General features: G+C 29.3%; 16 protein-coding genes. 6 read left to right on the top strand and 10 right to left on the bottom strand.

Annotated features, from left to right (window positions below):
* Nucleotides 1–6 precede the first annotated feature (6 nt).
* The 4 genes from NAB20_RS09255 to NAB20_RS09270 form a co-directional block, all read right to left on the bottom strand.
* Nucleotides 7–1,272 carry a sterol desaturase family protein gene (locus tag NAB20_RS09255; protein ID WP_105196745.1) on the bottom strand — a complete coding sequence of 422 codons (1,266 nt, stop codon included), beginning with the start codon at nucleotides 1,270–1,272 and terminating at the stop codon, nucleotides 7–9.
* A 102-nt stretch (nucleotides 1,273–1,374) separates the two neighbouring features.
* Nucleotides 1,375–1,650 carry an ATP-dependent Clp protease adaptor ClpS gene (locus tag NAB20_RS09260; protein WP_088392018.1) on the bottom strand — a complete coding sequence of 92 codons (276 nt, stop codon included), beginning with the start codon at nucleotides 1,648–1,650 and terminating at the stop codon, nucleotides 1,375–1,377.
* Nucleotides 1,651–1,726: 76 nt separating this feature from the next.
* Entirely contained in the window at nucleotides 1,727–2,560 is an 834-nt protein-coding gene (prmA, locus tag NAB20_RS09265) for a 50S ribosomal protein L11 methyltransferase (protein ID WP_105196744.1), read from the bottom strand.
* A 524-nt stretch (nucleotides 2,561–3,084) separates the two neighbouring features.
* The gene (locus NAB20_RS09270; protein WP_105196743.1) at nucleotides 3,085–3,579 is read right to left on the bottom strand and encodes a GNAT family N-acetyltransferase; all 495 of its coding nucleotides are present in this window, start codon (nucleotides 3,577–3,579) and stop codon (nucleotides 3,085–3,087) included.
* Between the two features lie 26 nt (nucleotides 3,580–3,605).
* On the opposite strand from NAB20_RS09270, the gene NAB20_RS09275 reads away from it, so the two are divergent.
* From NAB20_RS09275 to NAB20_RS09290, 4 genes are all read left to right on the top strand, one after another.
* Nucleotides 3,606–4,286 carry a hypothetical protein gene (locus tag NAB20_RS09275; RefSeq protein ID WP_127823209.1) on the top strand — a complete coding sequence of 227 codons (681 nt, stop codon included), beginning with the start codon at nucleotides 3,606–3,608 and terminating at the stop codon, nucleotides 4,284–4,286.
* A 33-nt stretch (nucleotides 4,287–4,319) separates the two neighbouring features.
* Nucleotides 4,320–5,987 carry a 2-succinyl-5-enolpyruvyl-6-hydroxy-3-cyclohexene-1-carboxylic-acid synthase gene (gene menD, locus NAB20_RS09280; RefSeq protein ID WP_105196741.1) on the top strand — a complete coding sequence of 556 codons (1,668 nt, stop codon included), beginning with the start codon at nucleotides 4,320–4,322 and terminating at the stop codon, nucleotides 5,985–5,987.
* A gap of 78 nt (nucleotides 5,988–6,065) precedes the next feature.
* Entirely contained in the window at nucleotides 6,066–6,407 is a 342-nt protein-coding gene (locus NAB20_RS09285; RefSeq protein ID WP_105196740.1) for a DUF2853 family protein, read from the top strand.
* 78 nt (nucleotides 6,408–6,485) lie between these two features.
* Complete coding sequence (locus tag NAB20_RS09290; RefSeq protein ID WP_105196739.1) at nucleotides 6,486–7,319, top strand: S1 RNA-binding domain-containing protein; 834 nt, start codon at nucleotides 6,486–6,488, stop codon at nucleotides 7,317–7,319.
* A 381-nt stretch (nucleotides 7,320–7,700) separates the two neighbouring features.
* On the opposite strand, the gene NAB20_RS09295 is transcribed toward NAB20_RS09290, so the two are convergent.
* The 4 genes from NAB20_RS09295 to NAB20_RS09310 form a co-directional block, all read right to left on the bottom strand.
* Nucleotides 7,701–8,405 (bottom strand): DUF6048 family protein, encoded by a 705-nt coding sequence (locus NAB20_RS09295; protein WP_105196738.1) that lies wholly within the window; start codon nucleotides 8,403–8,405, stop codon nucleotides 7,701–7,703.
* A complete protein-coding gene (locus NAB20_RS09300) occupies nucleotides 8,377–8,871 on the bottom strand; it encodes a DUF6452 family protein (protein WP_105196737.1) in 495 nt (164 codons plus the stop codon). Before NAB20_RS09300 ends, NAB20_RS09295 begins: the two co-directional genes overlap by 29 nt.
* Nucleotides 8,872–9,039: 168 nt before the next feature.
* The gene (gene rlmD / locus NAB20_RS09305) at nucleotides 9,040–10,452 is read right to left on the bottom strand and encodes a 23S rRNA (uracil(1939)-C(5))-methyltransferase RlmD (RefSeq protein WP_105196736.1); all 1,413 of its coding nucleotides are present in this window, start codon (nucleotides 10,450–10,452) and stop codon (nucleotides 9,040–9,042) included.
* A 663-nt stretch (nucleotides 10,453–11,115) separates the two neighbouring features.
* Nucleotides 11,116–12,030 carry a beta-1,6-N-acetylglucosaminyltransferase gene (locus NAB20_RS09310; protein WP_105196735.1) on the bottom strand — a complete coding sequence of 305 codons (915 nt, stop codon included), beginning with the start codon at nucleotides 12,028–12,030 and terminating at the stop codon, nucleotides 11,116–11,118.
* Nucleotides 12,031–12,445: 415 nt separating this feature from the next.
* On the opposite strand from NAB20_RS09310, the gene NAB20_RS09315 reads away from it, so the two are divergent.
* Together NAB20_RS09315 and NAB20_RS09320 are read left to right on the top strand one after the other, a co-directional pair.
* Nucleotides 12,446–12,982 carry a DUF1697 domain-containing protein gene (locus NAB20_RS09315; RefSeq protein WP_375605033.1) on the top strand — a complete coding sequence of 179 codons (537 nt, stop codon included), beginning with the start codon at nucleotides 12,446–12,448 and terminating at the stop codon, nucleotides 12,980–12,982.
* An 11-nt stretch (nucleotides 12,983–12,993) separates the two neighbouring features.
* Nucleotides 12,994–13,458 (top strand): DUF1003 domain-containing protein, encoded by a 465-nt coding sequence (locus NAB20_RS09320; RefSeq protein ID WP_127823207.1) that lies wholly within the window; start codon nucleotides 12,994–12,996, stop codon nucleotides 13,456–13,458.
* 89 nt (nucleotides 13,459–13,547) lie between these two features.
* Here NAB20_RS09320 and NAB20_RS09325 read toward each other — a convergent pair whose 3' ends face one another.
* The gene (locus NAB20_RS09325) at nucleotides 13,548–15,305 is read right to left on the bottom strand and encodes a cytochrome-c peroxidase (protein ID WP_375605034.1); all 1,758 of its coding nucleotides are present in this window, start codon (nucleotides 15,303–15,305) and stop codon (nucleotides 13,548–13,550) included.
* 389 nt (nucleotides 15,306–15,694) lie between these two features.
* Nucleotides 15,695–17,149 carry an alkaline phosphatase PhoX gene (locus NAB20_RS09330; RefSeq protein WP_105196732.1) on the bottom strand — a complete coding sequence of 485 codons (1,455 nt, stop codon included), beginning with the start codon at nucleotides 17,147–17,149 and terminating at the stop codon, nucleotides 15,695–15,697.
* Nucleotides 17,150–17,201: the final 52 nt, after the last annotated feature.

Below are 17,201 nucleotides of genomic sequence, written 5' to 3' on the forward strand. Positions count from 1 at the left end.
ATTAGCTTATATGGAAACGACTTCTTTTTGTTTAAAATCTACTGTTACGAAGTAAAAACTTGCTAAAAGGGAAAATACAAAATAACTCATTATGATGTATGTGCCATAAGGTATTATTTCATCTATTTTAAACCAACCATTAAATAAATAGAGGAAAGTAAATGCTAATACAAAACGAATAGTTTCGTAAATATATGCTAATTTACTTTGGTCCATTAATTCTGTGTAACTATAAACTGTTATAAAAATGAAAAAGCCATAATAAAAAATTTGTGGTAAGCCTATTCTTGCGATGTTATCAAATAAATATGAAATTAGTAATAAAGTGAAAAATAATTGAAATAATGACCAACGAATCAATAGTTTTGAATTATGAGTTCCAAATTTTTCAAAACGGTATACATTTTCAATTTTATTAATGGGGTATTTTTTTTCAAATCCATCAGGTCTCCAACCTGTAGGCATGAACCAAATTTTTAATTTATCAATAAATTTTTCTGCATGCCAAGCATCCTGAATTAAAACGCCCAAATGTTGAAAATTAATTTTAAAAGGATTCCACGTTTTAGCAGGACGTGTAATACCAAAAACAGGAGGAACCTCATCTAATTCTTCCTGAAAAGTTCCAAAAAGCTTATCCCAAATAATGAATATCTGAGCATGATTTTTGTCCATATATTCAGGATTAATTGCATGATGTACCCTGTGGTGAGAGGGCGTTACGATTATTTTTTCTAAAAAACCTAATTTATTGATATATCGTGTGTGGTACCAAAATTGTAAAAAAAATTGCACAGGTAGTGTAATTGCTATTACCTTGGAAGGAACGCCTAGTAGAGCTGCCGGTAGTAGTAAAAAAGTAAAAAGCTTAAAAAAATCAGAAACGGATTGTCTTAATGCACAAGATAGATTAAACTCTTCGCTACTATGATGAATTGCATGTTTGTTCCAAAAAATATTAATTTGATGTGCCCAGCGATGCGTCCAATATCCTTGGAAGTCAATAGCAATAAATGCAATGATATAAGCTAAAGCCGATTCTTTAATATGAAAAATTGCAATTTTAGAAACCATTATTTCATACGAGATAATTGAAATACTTAATCCTAAAACATCTCGAGTAGCATTTGTCATGCCAGAACTTAGGCTTGAAATACTATCCATTATAGGAGCGTAATCTATTCTTTTGTAATATCCATATAGTTTCTCAACTATAATTAAGAATAAGAACACAGGCATTGCAATGATTAGTATTTTACCGTAAGTTTCCATTTTGATGTTTAATTTTAAAATTCAAAAAAATGTTGTCTGTTTAAGTAAAACTAATTATTTTTTTTTAAAATTTATTTAAAAAATTAATATTTTTTATATGAATTATATAATTTCCGCGCTTAATCCTGCGTCAAGAAGGGCGTGATATTGAGGTTTTAAATCGTCAAATGCTCCTGTTTTTACACCGCATTTGCCCGTATAATGTACTAGTATAGCACACTGTTCGGCTTGTAGTTCTTCATGGTTACAAACACGTATAAGGGTATCTATAACATGATCAAATGTGTTAATATCATCGTTGTATAAAATAATTTCATGGTTAATAGAAACTTGTTCTAAAATAGCAATCTCTTCTTGTATTTTTTCTATTGTTGACATAATTGATTTTTTTAGTATAAACCATATAAGCTCCTAAATTTTATACTTCCTATAATTCCTTATATGGTTTGAAAAACTAATTTACATATTTTAAAGATACCCAGTTGTTACGGCTTATTTTTTTAACAAAAGTTAAACCTTTTTCTGTGCAAGAGGCATCAATGTGAGGAATATCTTGTTCGTAAAAACCGCTAAATAAAATAATCCCATTTGGATTTAAACATGTAACATAAGTTTGCATATCATTAAGCAAAATGTTTCGATTGATATTAGCTATAATCAAATCATATTTTTTATCAGTTAGTAAAGAAGCGTCTCCTTCATAAACGGTTATATGCTTACAGTTGTTACGTTCTGCATTTTCAATAGAGTTTAGATAACACCAATTATCGATGTCTATAGCGTCTATAGGTTGTGCTCCTTTCATTTCAGCAAGTATGGCTAAAATAGCCGTTCCACACCCCATATCTAATGTTTTTAATCCTTTTAGATTTAATTCCAGTAAATGTTGTATCATCATGTGTGTCGTTTCATGATGACCTGTTCCAAAGCTCATTTTAGGTTCTATTACAATGTCAAATTCAGCATCTGTTTTAGGATGAAAAGGTGCACGAACGTGACATAAACCATCAACATCAATAGGGGCAAAGTTTTTTTCCCATTCTGCATTCCAATTTTGTTGTTCAATTTCTTCAAAAGTATAGCTAATTTTGAAGTCAGAATTTTGTAATATATAAATGTCGTCTAAAATATTTTCATTCCAGTTTTCTTTAGGAATATAAGCTGAAAAACCATTTTCTGTTTCGATAAAACTATCAAATGGAAGTTCGCCTAACTCCGCTATTAAAATTTCTGAACCTAATTCTTTCGGTTCTACTTCAAAATGATATCCGATGTATATGTTTTGCATTATTTTTTTTTGCAAAGGTAGTTATTTAGTCTTTATATAGTTTGTGGTTTAGAGGTCTTTATTAGATGGAAATCGTAATTTTGCTTGCTTTTTAAAAAACAAACAAACAAAAAGGGAAAATAACAAACGTTTTATTTAAAACGATTATCTGATTTATTTTTGAAACAATATGTATTAAATATTATTAATTAGATAAAAAAACAGATTGTAAAGAGAAATTAATTAAATTTAATAAGAAATAAAATGTAACCTATTGTTTAAAGCAGATTACATCATAAGTCTTGTGATAAAGATAAAAAACTGAGGATTTTTTACCACATTGGTAGTTTTATTGTATTAGAAACAAAGAAAGGCGCTTTTTTAGATTCCAAGTTGTTCTTATCTGTAATATATTTCTAAAACATAATTGAGTTAAAATTATAGATTATGACAGTGTTATTTTTAAGCTTGTCTCAAGCAAGAAGAGTCTTGTTTTTTTAAAAAAACTAAAAAAATGAACAAATAAGAAATCAGTAGTTAAGAATTTATAATAAAATTTGTACAAAAGTAGAATCCAACCATTTGTTAAACTTAAATCCCGCTTCCTTAATATGGCCAACTTCTTGAAATCCGAGTTTTTTGTGGAATGTAATACTTCCTGAATTTTCAGAGTCAATAACACCAATTAAGGTGTGTAATTTTTGTTTTTTTGCAATTTTTATAAGTTCTTTTAAAAGATGAGATCCGATACCATTTCCATGAAAATCTTTATGTACATATACAGAATGTTCTGCGGTAAATTGGTAACCTATTTTAAAACGAAATGAACCGTAAGTCCCAAATCCTACTGTTTTATTTCCTTTTATGGCAACTAAAAAAGGTTGATTATTTAATTTTTTTTCATTAAAAATCTTTTGTTGTTGTTCTAACGTTCTGATATGATATTCCCAAATAGAAGTACTGTTTACAATTTCATAATTCACTATTTCAAGAATATCAGGAAGATCTGTGTACTTAGCCTCTCTTATGTGGATGGACATTTAATTAAAATTAATAAATTAAGGTCATGAAATTACAAAAAATTACCCAACTTTTTGAATTCCTATTTATTTTTAATCTCGTATTGTATGGAATTATGAGTTTGTTACAAGTAAATGCGTTAGAAGAGTATCAGCGTTCTATACGTATTCCGTTACTTTTCATATTATATATAGTTTCTTCTACTAGAATAAATATGAATTTTTTATTATGTCTAATATTATTTCAGATTACATCCTCTTTATTTGCAATAGAAGGAAAAACCGCTTTTAAAATAGCAACACTATTTTCTTTAGCTTCCAAAATAGGACTTATTTATTTAATATTAGAATTTATTAAAAAAAAATACCGAACAGCAATCGGAATTGCTTTAATACCATTATTTGTCTTATATTTATATATGATCTATTTTGTTTTTGATCAGGTAGAAGAATTCTATATTTATTGGGTTTTTAATTGCCTATTAACCGCCTTTTTGGGAGCTGTTGGAGTTGTTACGTATTTAAATGAACCCAAAAAAGAAAATTTGATTTTTCTGATAGCCACTATTTTTTTTCTAGTTCAAATGTCTGTTTTTTTCTTCAACATGTTTCATTATAGATCAATCTTTTTGCACAAAATAATTACGATTTCTACTGCTTTGGCATATTACATGATTTATAAATTTTTAATTTTAAAAGAAAATGCTCAAAATATGACGATAAGTTAATACTTTTGCTACAGAACATGAGTTTATTATAAATTGAAACCTACCGCTATTTACCCCAGAATTCCTTTAGCACAAAGCATAATAGAAATATGTAAAAAAAAAGGATTACAACATATAGTCATTTCTCCAGGTTCGCGAAATGCGCCCTTGACTATAGGATTTTCTAATCAAACAGAGTTTAATTGTTATAGTATAGTAGATGAACGTTGTGCCGGTTTTTTTGCATTAGGTTTAGCTCAACAATTGCAAGAGCCCGTAGTACTAACTTGTACTTCAGGATCTGCATTGTTAAATTATTACCCTGCTATTACAGAGGCTTTTTATAGTCAAATACCTTTAGTGGTTATTTCAGCTGATAGACCAATTGATAAAATAGATATTGGAGATGGACAAACCATTAGGCAAGCCAATGTTTTTGCTAACCACATTTTATATAATGCAAATTTAGAAGAGAATGCTTCTGCTGAAAATGATCGTTTAATACAAGAAGCTCTTTTCTTAAGTATTTCACAAAAAGGCCCTGTTCATATAAATGTTCCTTTTGAAGAACCTTTATATGAAACAATTTTAGCGCCCATTATAGCGCCTGTATGGTTTGATTTTGAAAAAAAAGAAGAAAAAGCCTCCGAAATACAACCTTTTGCAAAACAATGGAATGAAGCACAAAAAAAAATAGTATTAATAGGGGAAAATCAACCGAATACCATTGAAGCAGAATATCTAAACATAATAGCACAAGATCCTTCTGTTATTGTAATGACTGAAGTTACATCTAATGTACATCATGAAAACTTTATTACAAATATAGATACAATTATAACGCCTTTTTCAGAAAAAGAATTCGAACATTACAAACCTGAAATATTACTAACGCTAGGAGGTATGATTGTTTCAAAAAGAATAAAAGCCTTTTTCAGAAAATACAAACCCAAAGCACATTGGCATGTGGACGAATTAAGAGCTTATAATACGTATGGTTGTCTTAGTCATCATTTTAAAGAAACACCCAATGTATTTTTTGAACGTTTTTTAAAGTTAACCAGCTACAAAGAAAGCTCTTTTCAGCAAGAATTATTAGATATTCGTTTACAAAGGGCAGTAGCACACAACGACTATCTAAAAGAGTTGATTTTTTCTGATTTAAAAGTATTTCAAATAATTACAGAATTATTACCTAAAAACCTCCAATTACAAATTAGTAATAGTTCCGCTATACGTTATGCACAACTCTTTTCTATAGATTCGAGTATTTCGGTCTATTGTAATAGAGGAACTAGTGGAATAGAAGGAAGTACCACAACAGCTATTGGCGCAGCTGTAGGAAGTAAAAAAACAACGTATGTAATAACTGGAGATATTAGTTTTTTTTATGATAGTAATGCTTTATGGAATCACTATATACCCAATGATTTTAAAATTATCCTTATAAACAATGGAGGAGGAGGGATTTTTAGAATTTTGCCAGGACATCAGGAAAATGAAACATTTAATACCTTTTTTGAAACCACCCATAATCTAACAGCAGAATATTTAGCCTCTATGTATGGATTTCGCTATTTTAGAGCAACCAATGAAAGACAATTACGGAAAAATTGGAACGATTTTTCATCATTAAATAGACCTGCTATATATGAAATTTTTACGCCAGAAAAACTAAATAATAAAATCCTTTTACAATATTTTAAAGATCTAAATGATTGATTTTTTTAGTCTTAGCTTGTTTGTTCGTATGTTTTTTTTTATATTTGGTAGATATACAATAATCTAACTAAAAAAAATATGAGTAAAAGAGATGAACTGATTGAAAAATATACTGCAGATTTAAAAGAAAAATGTGGTGTAAATCCTGATGTAGAATTGTTAACAAAAGTAGTAATAGGTTGTGGTCCCTCTATTTATAATCAAGATTCTGCTACTGTTTCAGGTTCACAACAATCGGAATTAGATACAGTTAAAAATAACTTTCTAATAAAAAAATTAGGGCTTTCAGATAGTCCAGAGCTAGATGCCGCAATTGATAGTGTAATGGAACAATACGGACGTTCTAACCGAAATAAATACCGTGCAGTTGTATATTATTTATTAACGCTTCATTTTCAAAAAGAAAGTGTTTATAATTAATTATACAAACAAACTTTCTAAATCCCGATTTTTATCGGGATTTTTTATTTGTATCTTTGCCATTCTAAATTTTCACAGATGATTGAAATAGGAAAATACAATACTCTAAAAATACTTCGAAGTACAGCCGTTGGTTTATATTTAACAGACGGAGAAAAAGATGTCTTATTACCCAATAAGTATGTACCAAAACAATACGAAATAGAGGAAGAAATAGAAGTGTTTGTTTATTTAGATCACGAAGAACGTCCTGTAGCTACCACTCTGGAACCCTATATATTTTTAAATGAATTTTCGTTATTAAGAGTAAGTTATGTAAACAAATTTGGGGCTTTTATGAATTGGGGTCTAGAAAAAGATTTGTTTGTGCCTTTTAAAGAACAGGCTAGGCCTATGGAAGAAGGAAAACGTTACCTTGTGTATATGTATCTAGATCAGCAAACAAATCGTCTAGTAGGTTCTAGTAGATTAAATCAGTTTTTGAATAATCAAGATATGAATCTTGAAAACGGAGAAGAAGTTGATTTAATCATTTCGCATATTTCCGATACAGGTATTAATGTTATCATTAATGAAAAACACAAAGGATTAATTTATAAAAACGAAATTTTTGAAGATTTAAGAACAGGAGATCGTATTGTTGGGTATATAAAAAATATTCGCCCAGATGGTAAGATTGATGTGTCAAGACATCCTTTAGGTTTTGAAAGAATAGATGCTTCTGCTCAAAAAATAATAGATGAATTAAAAGCAGGTAGAGGAGTTTTAAAATTACATGATAATAGTAGTCCTGATGATATTAAAACCATTTTGCAAATGAGCAAAAAGACGTTTAAAAAAGCCATAGGAATACTCTATAAGCAAAAAATGATAGAATTAAAACCTGATGGGATCTATTTGCTAAAGGAATAAAATTATTATTCCCTTTGATTCTCTAAAGTTGGCATTAAAAAAAAGAAAAGATGTTGAGGGGAAATTCATAACTAAATATCGAAGCTTACTACACTTTAATAAAAAAATCAAGAAAATAATAGTTAAGTGTTTAAAGCAGAGTAAAGTTGATTTTCTTTTTGAAATAATATTTATAAACCTCATGCAAAAATAGCCCCCTTTTTTAGAACAAGAGCTCTAAAAAGGGGGCTATTTTTATAAGAAGGGGGTAAACCTTGGTTATATTGCTCTATTTTATTTCTAAATGACTTGTCAAGAGTAGATAATCCCATTTACTCATTATAAAAACTACCTGTTGTTTTTATTTCTCTAGAAAAGAACGATTTGATTAAACCAAAAAAATTATTTTTTCTTTTTATACAAAGGAATAAAATAAGTAATGCTATAATTCCATCCTACCCCAAACTTCCCTTCATAAGTTCTGTTAAAACCAGGAATATATAAATTGTTAAAATTGTCAGGTTTTTTCTCAGATAACAAATAATTCATACGAAGGCTAACACCCGCATAAAAATTATTAAAAATTTTAGCTTTTATTCCTGCAACAACCTCTGTCCAATGAGCTGTAAGATCATCATATTTTTGATTGACTACTATAGGATCTGCTTGTGGGAAATATCCTGTAGTATTGTAAATTTTATAGCTATTAAGTTCTTGACTGAAAGTAGAAATACCATAACGAAGTCCTAAATGTACCATGTCTTCCATATCTAGCCAATTTTGGTAAAAATTATAATCAAAACCTACTTTTAAATAATGGCCATTTGTTGTAAAGTTAAGGCGTTTGTCTTCCGTGATTTTTTTTTCTTTACCTATTTCAGCAGCTAAATACATTTTTTTGCCTATCCTATAATCACCAACAAGTTCTAAACCTTGGTAATTTTTATCAAAAATAGAGCGCGTTATTTTTGATACGTCAGCCCCTATTCGTAAGCCATAGCGTTCTGTTTTTTTAATTGTATCGTTTGTTTTTTCCTGTGCCTGAATAAATGTTAGTGATAACATAAATAATAACAGACTAAAAGAAAATTTTGATATGTGTTTCATTTTCGTTTGTTATAAAAGTTTTTTGAATAGTTACTTCTTGTATCCAATTTTTAGGTGTAGTAAGAAACACTCCCTTAGGGGAAACGAGTGTAAAATCAGTTTTATAACCACAAGCTCTAGAAATATAAACGTCATGGCGAGAGTAACTAAATTTAATTTGATCTTCCTTAGCTAGAGCAGCGTTTTTTGAATTGATTTGGAAGTTATATATTACCTGATTATCATTTACTTTTAAAGGTAATGCAATTTTGTTACTTCCTGTAAAATCTAAAGAAGTATTCATTCCTTCCGCTGTAACTTTTAAATCGGTTATATTTTTAGGGTTAGTAGGGTTATTATTATCAAAGAATTGGATAATTATTTTAGGCGTTGTAGGCGTTTCTTGTGCGCAAATATCATCAGGTTCACAATTTAAAAATCCCGTTGCAAAAATAATAGTCAACAAACCAAAGCATATCTTTTTCATATTTGTTTTAGTAAAGAGTGATTTGTAAAGGAGGCTATCCTAAAAGTAATAATTCAAGAGGTATTTTGTTGCTTTTGTATTAATAAAGGGGCGATTATCAGAATTATGATAGTCCTTTTTGGTTAAAAAAACAAGATTAGAATTCTTTTGGATGGCCTCATTTACTATTTATTTTATCTCTAAAAGTACCACATTTTCTACGTGATGTGTTTGTGGAAACATATCTACAGGACGTACACGAGTTACTTTATACATTCTGTCCATTAAAGCCAAATCACGTGCCTGTGTGGCAGCGTTACAACTTACATAAACCACTTTTTTGGGTGCAATTTTTAATATTTGCTCTACAACATCAGCGTGCATACCATCACGAGGCGGATCTGTAATAATAACATCAGGATGTCCGTGAGTAGTTATAAACTCGTCGTTAAAAACATTTTTCATATCACCTACAAAAAACTCACAATTAGTTATTTTATTGCGTTCCGCATTTATTTTGGCATCACTAATCGCTTCCGGAACCGCTTCGACACCAATTACTTTTTTAGCTTTTTTAGAAACAAACTGCGCAATAGTTCCTGTTCCTGTATACAAATCATATACTAACTCATTGCCCGTTAACCCCGCAAAATCTCTTGTGATAGAATATAATTCATAAGCTTGTTCTGAATTGGTTTGATAAAATGATTTAGCATTAATGCTAAATTGTAAACCTTCCATTTCTTCTAAAATATAGTTACGTCCTTTAAATAAAATAATATCTTGGTCGTACAACGTATCATTGGCTTTTTGATTAATCACATATTGTAGTGATGTAATTTCAGGAAAACGCTCTGCTAAAAAATTCATCATACACGCTATTTGTTCTTTATGGTTGTCAAAAAACTGAATAAGAACCATAATTTCTCCTGTAGAAGCAGTACGAATCATAAGGGTACGCAATAAACCATTATGCTCTCTAGGGTTAAAAAAGCTTAAATTATTTTCATTAGCAAAACGCCTTATTTCGTTGCGAATAGTATTGGATGGGTCTTGTTGTAAATGACATTTGTTAATATCAAGAATTTTGTCCCACATTTTTGGGATATGAAAACCAACGGCATTTTTATTATTAAGTGCCTCACCACTGTTAATCTCTTCAGGAGTCATCCAACGAGTAGAAGAAAAGCCAAATTCCATTTTATTTCGATAAAAAAATTGTTTTTTTGATCCTAAAATGGGTTCAAATTCTGGAAGTTCAATTTTGCCAATACGTTTTAAATTATTTTCTACCTCTTGGTGTTTGTAAAAAAGTTGTTGATTATAATTCATATTTTGCCATTTGCAACCACCGCATACACCTGAATGCTCGCATACAGGCTCTACACGATGTTCAGAATATGAATGAAATTGGATGGCTTTCCCCTCATAATACGATTTACGTTTTTTAAAGGTTTGAATATCTACAACATCGCCAGGTACCACATTACTTAAAAAAATGACCTGACCTTCTGGTGCTTTTGCCACACATACGCCTTTTGCTCCTGCATCAAGGACTTTTACGTTTTCGAATACGACTTGTTTATCTTTTTTTCTTCCCATAGTGCAAAGATAATAATTGCTATTAGATTTTAGAATTTTAAAGAATGTGAGTTTCGTTTTTAATTGGTCAATCAAAATGAGGATAACGATTCTTTTTTACATTCAAATTTTGGGTTTATTCTAATCCAAATTTTTTACCAAGCTGATATAAATTTGCTTTTTTTGTTTTGGGGGTATACTAAAGTAAAATGAGGAATGGTGGCGAATTGTTATTTTTATTTAGTCAATTAATTCGCATTATATAAAACTAAAAAAAGACTTTCTTTATAATGGTATATTTTATCATTTGGCATGTTAAATATTTAAGAGAGTATTGAAATTAATGATAAAAAGAATAGAACAGATAGTATTCTTAAATACAAAAATTGGTTGTTATATTGAGTGTTTTTAATTCAAAATCGGTATTAGATTTGAATGAAGTGAATTGACGGAAAATCTATTCCATTTCAAGCACGTACTCAAAAAATTAATTATTAAAATGGTTTATTATTTTTTCTTTTAAAATTTTTTGTGAGTATTTGAGTTTGTTCAAAAATCTTTTTTTAAAACAATATCTAATGCGTAAACCATTTTATACATAGGCTTCGGTCGCAAGTACAAGTTAGCTCTCATTTGTCAAAGAACAATACTTTCTTGAAATCTGGGTTTAATAAAAATTTACTATTATTTGATATTTTGATCTATCATATCCAATATTTCTTTGTTGTAATCTATATCAAACTTTCTAGCAAATAATTTTAGAGGTGGTTGATCTAACAATTCCTTTAAGTCGTCAGATTGAAAAGTTACAGGAAGAGGACAATTTTTTCTACTCCAATTAATATATGTTAAAGAATTATCAAATTCAATAGGAAGGCCTGTTTCTTTTAAGTACATAATGATCGAATGAAAAAAAAATTCATCTGGTAATAAAGAATCAACAAAAAAATTAAAAAGAGCATGCCTGTTTAATTTTATATAATCATTCATTTTAGCTAAAATAGAAAGATCCATAGCCCACCATTGAGAACCACCATAGAATTTTAAGGGTAAAGTAAGTTTCCGTTTTATGACCATAATTTTTAAAAATTGATAAAAAGAAATTTCTTTTTTAACAAGGCTTTTTATAGTATGAGTATTCAGTCCTTTTATTAGTAAAAAGTCGCCCCTTTTTGAACTCAGATTAATCTTATAATATTTTATTCTTTCATAAAATTTTGGCCAAATATTTTCTGCTTTATCTAAATCAATAAAAACGGTATTCTTATTCTGATTGAAAAAAGCATCAATAAAAGATAAGTTCTTTATAGGGTAATCATGGCCACTCATGAGTATACAAAATCCTTCATTATGATGATTTATTGCATTTTCCATTAAATTTAAAGTTGCTATAATAGTGCTAAAATCACCCCAAATACAATCTACTCGATCGGTTATTAAGTATACATTATTTATTTTTTTTAGATTATCAAATAAATGAATATCCGATTTTAGGTCTATGTGTATATAAAAAAAAGATTGTTCATTATATAATGCCTTAATTTGTCTTTCCAATTGTTCTGGTGATTTATGGGCTAAAATGAGATATATTTTGTTCATTTGAAGAGCAATTTTTTTAAAAAATTAGAATTCATCAAAAAGGAAGACTTTCTACTGTAAAGATATTCCGTTTATTTTGATAATGTGACAGGATAGGTTTTCTTTTAATAATGGTTAAAGATAGTGGTTTGTTAAGATAAATCAATCATGAAAAAATATTTCAGAAGGAATACAAGACATAGTGTCTCGTCCTAAAAGGGCAAAATCTTTGAAAGAAGCGGTTATATTTTCTTCTGGATTATTCAAAAAGCCACCAGAAAAGTATTTATCTTTTTGTTTGTAGTGATCAAAATTTTTTGTTTGATTTTTTTGATGGTTAAAATTAGTAAAAGGTTTTTTACGTTTGTCTTGTTAACATTTTTAATTAATTTAAATTTGTTTTTTATTTGTTTTAAACTTTTTTAAAAATATAAAAATGGTAAAGCACCTTGCACTTCTCCGAGGCATTAATGTATCGGGGCACAATATGATAAAAATGGATGATTTGAAAGCGTTATTGGAACGAATAGATTTTCAAAACGTAGTGACTTATATTCAATCAGGTAATGTTTTTTTTGATTGTGAGGAAGAGAATGGTGCTTCGGTGGGATTTAAAATTAAACAGGAAATTTTTAAAGAATGGGGCTATGAAGTTCCTGTAATGGTTCTAGCGAAACAAGATTTAGAACAGGCACTAGCTAATAACCTGTATTTAAAGGAAAAGGATGTAGATACATCTAAGATTTACTTTGCTTTTCTAAACAAAGAATTAAATGAAGATGCTATTCACGATTTAAAAATAAGTCAAGTGAAGCCAGATGAAGCTACTATTGATAAAAATAGAATGTATTTAAAATACATAAATGGAGCTGGTAAAACTCGTATGGATAATAAATATATTGAGAAAAAATTGAATGTTATTTCTACTATACGTAATTTTAATACAGTAAGTAAATTGTTGGAAATGTTTTAAAAAATGATTGTATGGCAAAAAAAGAAATAGACAGTATGAAAGAAGTAGAGAAGGATTTAGGTACTAAAGCTTTAACTTTAGGGCAGCGTGTTGCGGATAGAGTAGCAGCCTTTGGAGGAAGTTGGACTTTTATTATTTTATTTCTTAGCTTTTTATTAGTTTGGATTTCAATAAATGTTTTTGTCTTATTAAATGTGGGGTTTGATCCCTATCCTTTTATTTTGTTAAATCTTATTTTGTCTTGTGTTGCAGCTCTTCAAGCCCCTATAATTATGATGAGTCAAAATCGACAAGAAGAAAAGGATCGAGAACGTGCCCAAAAAGATTTTCAGATTAATCTAAAAGCCGAAAAAGAAATTAGAATTCTTCAAGATAAATTAGATCATATTTTAAAACATCAACACGAAGAAATGATGCAAATGCAAATGCAACAAATGAAATTATTGGAAGAATTAAGGTTGAAGGGAGGTGAATAATGTACCGTATCCGTTTATTGCTTGTTTCTTCCAATTTTCAACCTCCGTCTTCAATTTCTAATTTTTAGCTTCGATCTTCTACTACCATCCTAAATATCATTTAATGTTTTAATAAAACTAATTAAATCTTTTATATCTTGTTTAGAAAGATTTAAGTTGTCCTCGGGTAATGTTTGATTTTTAAGATGTATTCCTAGTCCTTTTCCACCCCCTTTGTTATAAAAAATGAGGACTTCTTCTAGGGTTTTAAAGTGGCCGTTGTGCATGTAAGGAAAAGTTATAGCAGCATTTCGAAGAGTAGGCGTTTTAAAAGCATATTTTTTTAGGGGAGCTTGGGTAATTAAATACTCGCCTAAATCAGGATCTAATGAAGGAACGTTTGGTTTTGTAGGAACACCTAATACCTCACTTTCCATTTTTTGATACAAAGGCGGTACGCTTCCGTTAAACAAAGGGAAAAAATGACAAGTGGCACATTTTCCTTTGCCCATAAATAAGTTAAATCCTTTTGTTTCGTTTGAGGTTAGTGAAGCGGTTCCTTGTAAATAATTATCAAATCTTGAATTTAATGGAGCAAGTGTTCTAATAAAACTGGCTAATGATTTTAATACATGTTGTTCACGTACGACTTTTTCATTTAAAAAAACTTTTTTGAACTTTTGAATATATATAGGATTTGAATTAATTTTTGCCAAAGCTGTTTTAAAGCTTCCGTGCATTTCGTTTTTGTTATTAATTACTGCCTTCGCTTGATCTTCTAAATATACTACTCTACCATCTACAAATAAGTTGTTTTGTAATGCTGAATTGAGTAAGGTGGGGGTATTTCGAGAATTTGCGATATGATTAACTGCCGTAGTTTTATGATCAGCATAGCCTATTTCAGGAATATGGCAACTAGCACAAGATACTGCTTGATTGCCACTTAAAATTTTGTCATAAAATAATTCTTTGCCTAATGCAATTTGCGCTTTAGAAGGATTTCGATTATAGAATGGTGCGAAATAGTTTACATTAAAAGCTCCCTTTTCAAATGGTGAGTTTTTAGAGAAATCGATTGCGCTAATAAATGAATTGTTTTTAATGTTTAATTTTTGTTGAATATGATTTATTTCTTCAAAAATTGGTTTTATATATTTTACAATAAAGACAGCCCGATTAAAAGAATTGAAATCTTGATTTTGATTTATAAATTGTATGCTTTGAGCTATTTTTTTATTTAGCTTTTCTTCAAAAGAAAAACAATTTATATAAGATTGAATACCTTTTAATGCACTTTTTGTTTCGGCTAAGGATTGTAAGGCAATGGCAGAATCAAAACCCGAAATACCTAAACTGATGATTCTAATAAGTTGTAGTTTTTGAATTTCAAAAATAGAACGATCTGTAAGCTGAATGGTTTGGATTTGTAATTCTAGGGTTTGTATATAGGATTGAAGCGTAGCAGTATTTTGAATAGCTTCTTGTCTATTTAATTTTTTGTCAAAAAGAGTTTCCTCTACAACCTGAAATCCAGTAGCGTCTTCTATTTTTCTGTTGCTGTCATTTAAATCATTTTCGTTTATAGGTGCGCCATTAATTTTTGTAAAAGTACTGGGGAAATAAAAGGCAATAAATTCTTCACAAGTTTTAAAGGCTAATCGTGTTATTATAAATTGTTTTTTTAGTTCATCCTGAGTTGCATTATGTTTTGTTAGATGAGCAAGTTTGTTAGCTTCCTTTATTAGTTTGTTATAGTTGTTAAGGATTAATAATTGGGTGTTTTTTAAATAGTTAATATGATTATAACTGTTTTTTTTACAAGAAATTAAAAATAAGAGAAGGACTAAAATAAAAATTTTTTTCATTTATATACTTTAAAAAATTAGAAAGAGTTGGTCCAAAAACAAAGCATGAATTTTTGGTTTGCAATATTTAGGAAGGAAAAGGTTTGTCATTAAGAGGATATGATTTTCTTTTTTTGTTTTAAAAAATGTATAACAAGATATTGGTTTTTTTGGATACTTTTTAGACCCAAATTCCGCATTAGACTCGAAGGAGGTGAATTGACAATGCCAATTTAACCACCTTATTTTTAATAATAGGAAGGACATACTCCCATTTTAATCATCAAAATAGTTTCTTTATTTTTTCTTCTAAAATTTTAGGTGACTAGTTGAACCTATTGAGATCTTTTGTTTTACAATGAAGCCTAATACAGAATTTGGGTTTAAGTTTATTTATTTGATTAAAAAGTTTAACGAGGTAAGCCTTTTATTAAGATAACTTGACTTCCTTGTTTTTCGTTTGGACGTATGTTGCCACCATCGACTCCTTTAAAGGCTTCCTTTTCCCAAGAATGTGCTTGTATACATAGCATAAAAGTGTTTTCAACTCCTAATGTTTCAGAAACATCAGTTAAACTGCCATATTCCCAAGAACCTTTAGGAGAGGCTGCACTTAAATATTTGTCGCCAGGTTCATTTCTTTTATGATCTAATTCAAAAACAACTTTTAACTCTTTTGTTAGAATATTATATTGATAAAGATAAGAGTCATGTACTTCATCTCCATATCCGTTAGGATCTTCTTGTAAATACACATAATTTTTGGTGACACAAATATTGTCTATATTTTGAAAAGTTTTAGCTTTACCATTTCGGTTATCCCCATCCAATTCTAAGGTTAGTTTTCCTTGTAAAGGATTATTAGCGTTTAATTCTAACTTGTATAAACGGCCGTATTTATTACGTGAGTTATTAGCGTTTACACCTGTGTTGTTTTGACCTGTAACATTAAAATAAATTTCTCTTTCTTTACCAGTTGTTTTATTCCAATCAATATCTTCAACTCGACCAAAAGTAAGAGCGTTTAAAGCTTGTGCAGCCTGATTGTTTTGTAATCCAGTATTGGTTTTTATATCGGTTATTTCTACAAATTCAACATCATAAGAGTTGTTTTCTGTCATGTTTTTTTCAACAGGATCATTATTAGTACGTTTTAAGACATACACTTTTCCATTGTTTAAATCACCAATAGTCGATTTATACAATATTAATTGTCCTCCGTATGTTCCATTATCATCATCGCCAATTATTATTACAGTTTGTCCGTTATATGCGTTTTTAGAAAGAGGAACAGCATTTTCAGCACTCCATCTACCTAGAGCGGTTAATGGTCTTGGAGTGCTATTGTTTGCTTTTGAATCAAAAGGGGTTAAACCGTGAATTAGAGATTCACTATTGCTTTCGCCACAAGTTAGAAACAAAGGGCCAAAACCATGTATTTCTGGAGTAGCTAAAGTAGCTGAGCATAATCTTGTGCCCGCTCCGTTAGAATTTAGTATATATTGCCCAGCAACTGGTTTAAAAGTTTTGTCAAAAGTAATTTTAGATACCGCAAAATTATCTTCATTATTTACTAAAAATGTAAATGTATCATCTGTATTTCGTATTAATCCAGATCCATCAGCAGAACCTCCAAAAACATAATCAGGAGTTTGTACTAATTTATCTTCACTAGAAAATAATGAATAAGTTTGCAATGAGGAAAATTCAGGCATAGCTTTAATCAGAGGAGGAGTTACAGAATGATTTCGTAATTCATAAGGATTAACAGCACTTGTTGTTTCATTGCTTTCATCTTGTTTATTACACGCAACTAAGCTTGCAATGATGATGATGGTAAATAAAGAGGTTTTTTTAATTTTCATATAATTTGTTTTTTCGAAGCAAACTTAAAATGACAATGTTAGATAAATGTTT

It is taken from the genome of Flavobacterium davisii (genome assembly GCF_042182265.1).
Taxonomy (GTDB): Bacteria; Bacteroidota; Bacteroidia; order Flavobacteriales; family Flavobacteriaceae; genus Flavobacterium; species Flavobacterium davisii.

What these genes read in the sequence shown, in the direction of transcription:
- NAB20_RS09255 (WP_105196745.1), bottom strand. Translation starts at nt 1,272, where the DNA reads ATGGAAACTTACGGTAAAATACTAATCATTGCAATGCCTGTGTTCTTA.
- NAB20_RS09260 (WP_088392018.1), bottom strand. Translation starts at nt 1,650, where the DNA reads ATGTCAACAATAGAAAAAATACAAGAAGAGATTGCTATTTTAGAACAA.
- prmA (WP_105196744.1), bottom strand. Translation starts at nt 2,560, where the DNA reads ATGCAAAACATATACATCGGATATCATTTTGAAGTAGAACCGAAAGAA.
- NAB20_RS09270 (WP_105196743.1), bottom strand. Translation starts at nt 3,579, where the DNA reads ATGTCCATCCACATAAGAGAGGCTAAGTACACAGATCTTCCTGATATT.
- NAB20_RS09275 (WP_127823209.1), top strand. Translation starts at nt 3,606, where the DNA reads ATGAAATTACAAAAAATTACCCAACTTTTTGAATTCCTATTTATTTTT.
- NAB20_RS09285 (WP_105196740.1), top strand. Translation starts at nt 6,066, where the DNA reads ATGAGTAAAAGAGATGAACTGATTGAAAAATATACTGCAGATTTAAAA.
- NAB20_RS09290 (WP_105196739.1), top strand. Translation starts at nt 6,486, where the DNA reads ATGATTGAAATAGGAAAATACAATACTCTAAAAATACTTCGAAGTACA.
- NAB20_RS09295 (WP_105196738.1), bottom strand. Translation starts at nt 8,405, where the DNA reads ATGAAACACATATCAAAATTTTCTTTTAGTCTGTTATTATTTATGTTA.
- NAB20_RS09300 (WP_105196737.1), bottom strand. Translation starts at nt 8,871, where the DNA reads ATGAAAAAGATATGCTTTGGTTTGTTGACTATTATTTTTGCAACGGGA.
- rlmD (WP_105196736.1), bottom strand. Translation starts at nt 10,452, where the DNA reads ATGGGAAGAAAAAAAGATAAACAAGTCGTATTCGAAAACGTAAAAGTC.
- NAB20_RS09310 (WP_105196735.1), bottom strand. Translation starts at nt 12,030, where the DNA reads ATGAACAAAATATATCTCATTTTAGCCCATAAATCACCAGAACAATTG.
- NAB20_RS09315 (WP_375605033.1), top strand. Translation starts at nt 12,446, where the DNA reads ATGGTAAAGCACCTTGCACTTCTCCGAGGCATTAATGTATCGGGGCAC.
- NAB20_RS09320 (WP_127823207.1), top strand. Translation starts at nt 12,994, where the DNA reads ATGGCAAAAAAAGAAATAGACAGTATGAAAGAAGTAGAGAAGGATTTA.
- NAB20_RS09325 (WP_375605034.1), bottom strand. Translation starts at nt 15,305, where the DNA reads ATGAAAAAAATTTTTATTTTAGTCCTTCTCTTATTTTTAATTTCTTGT.
- NAB20_RS09330 (WP_105196732.1), bottom strand. Translation starts at nt 17,149, where the DNA reads ATGAAAATTAAAAAAACCTCTTTATTTACCATCATCATCATTGCAAGC.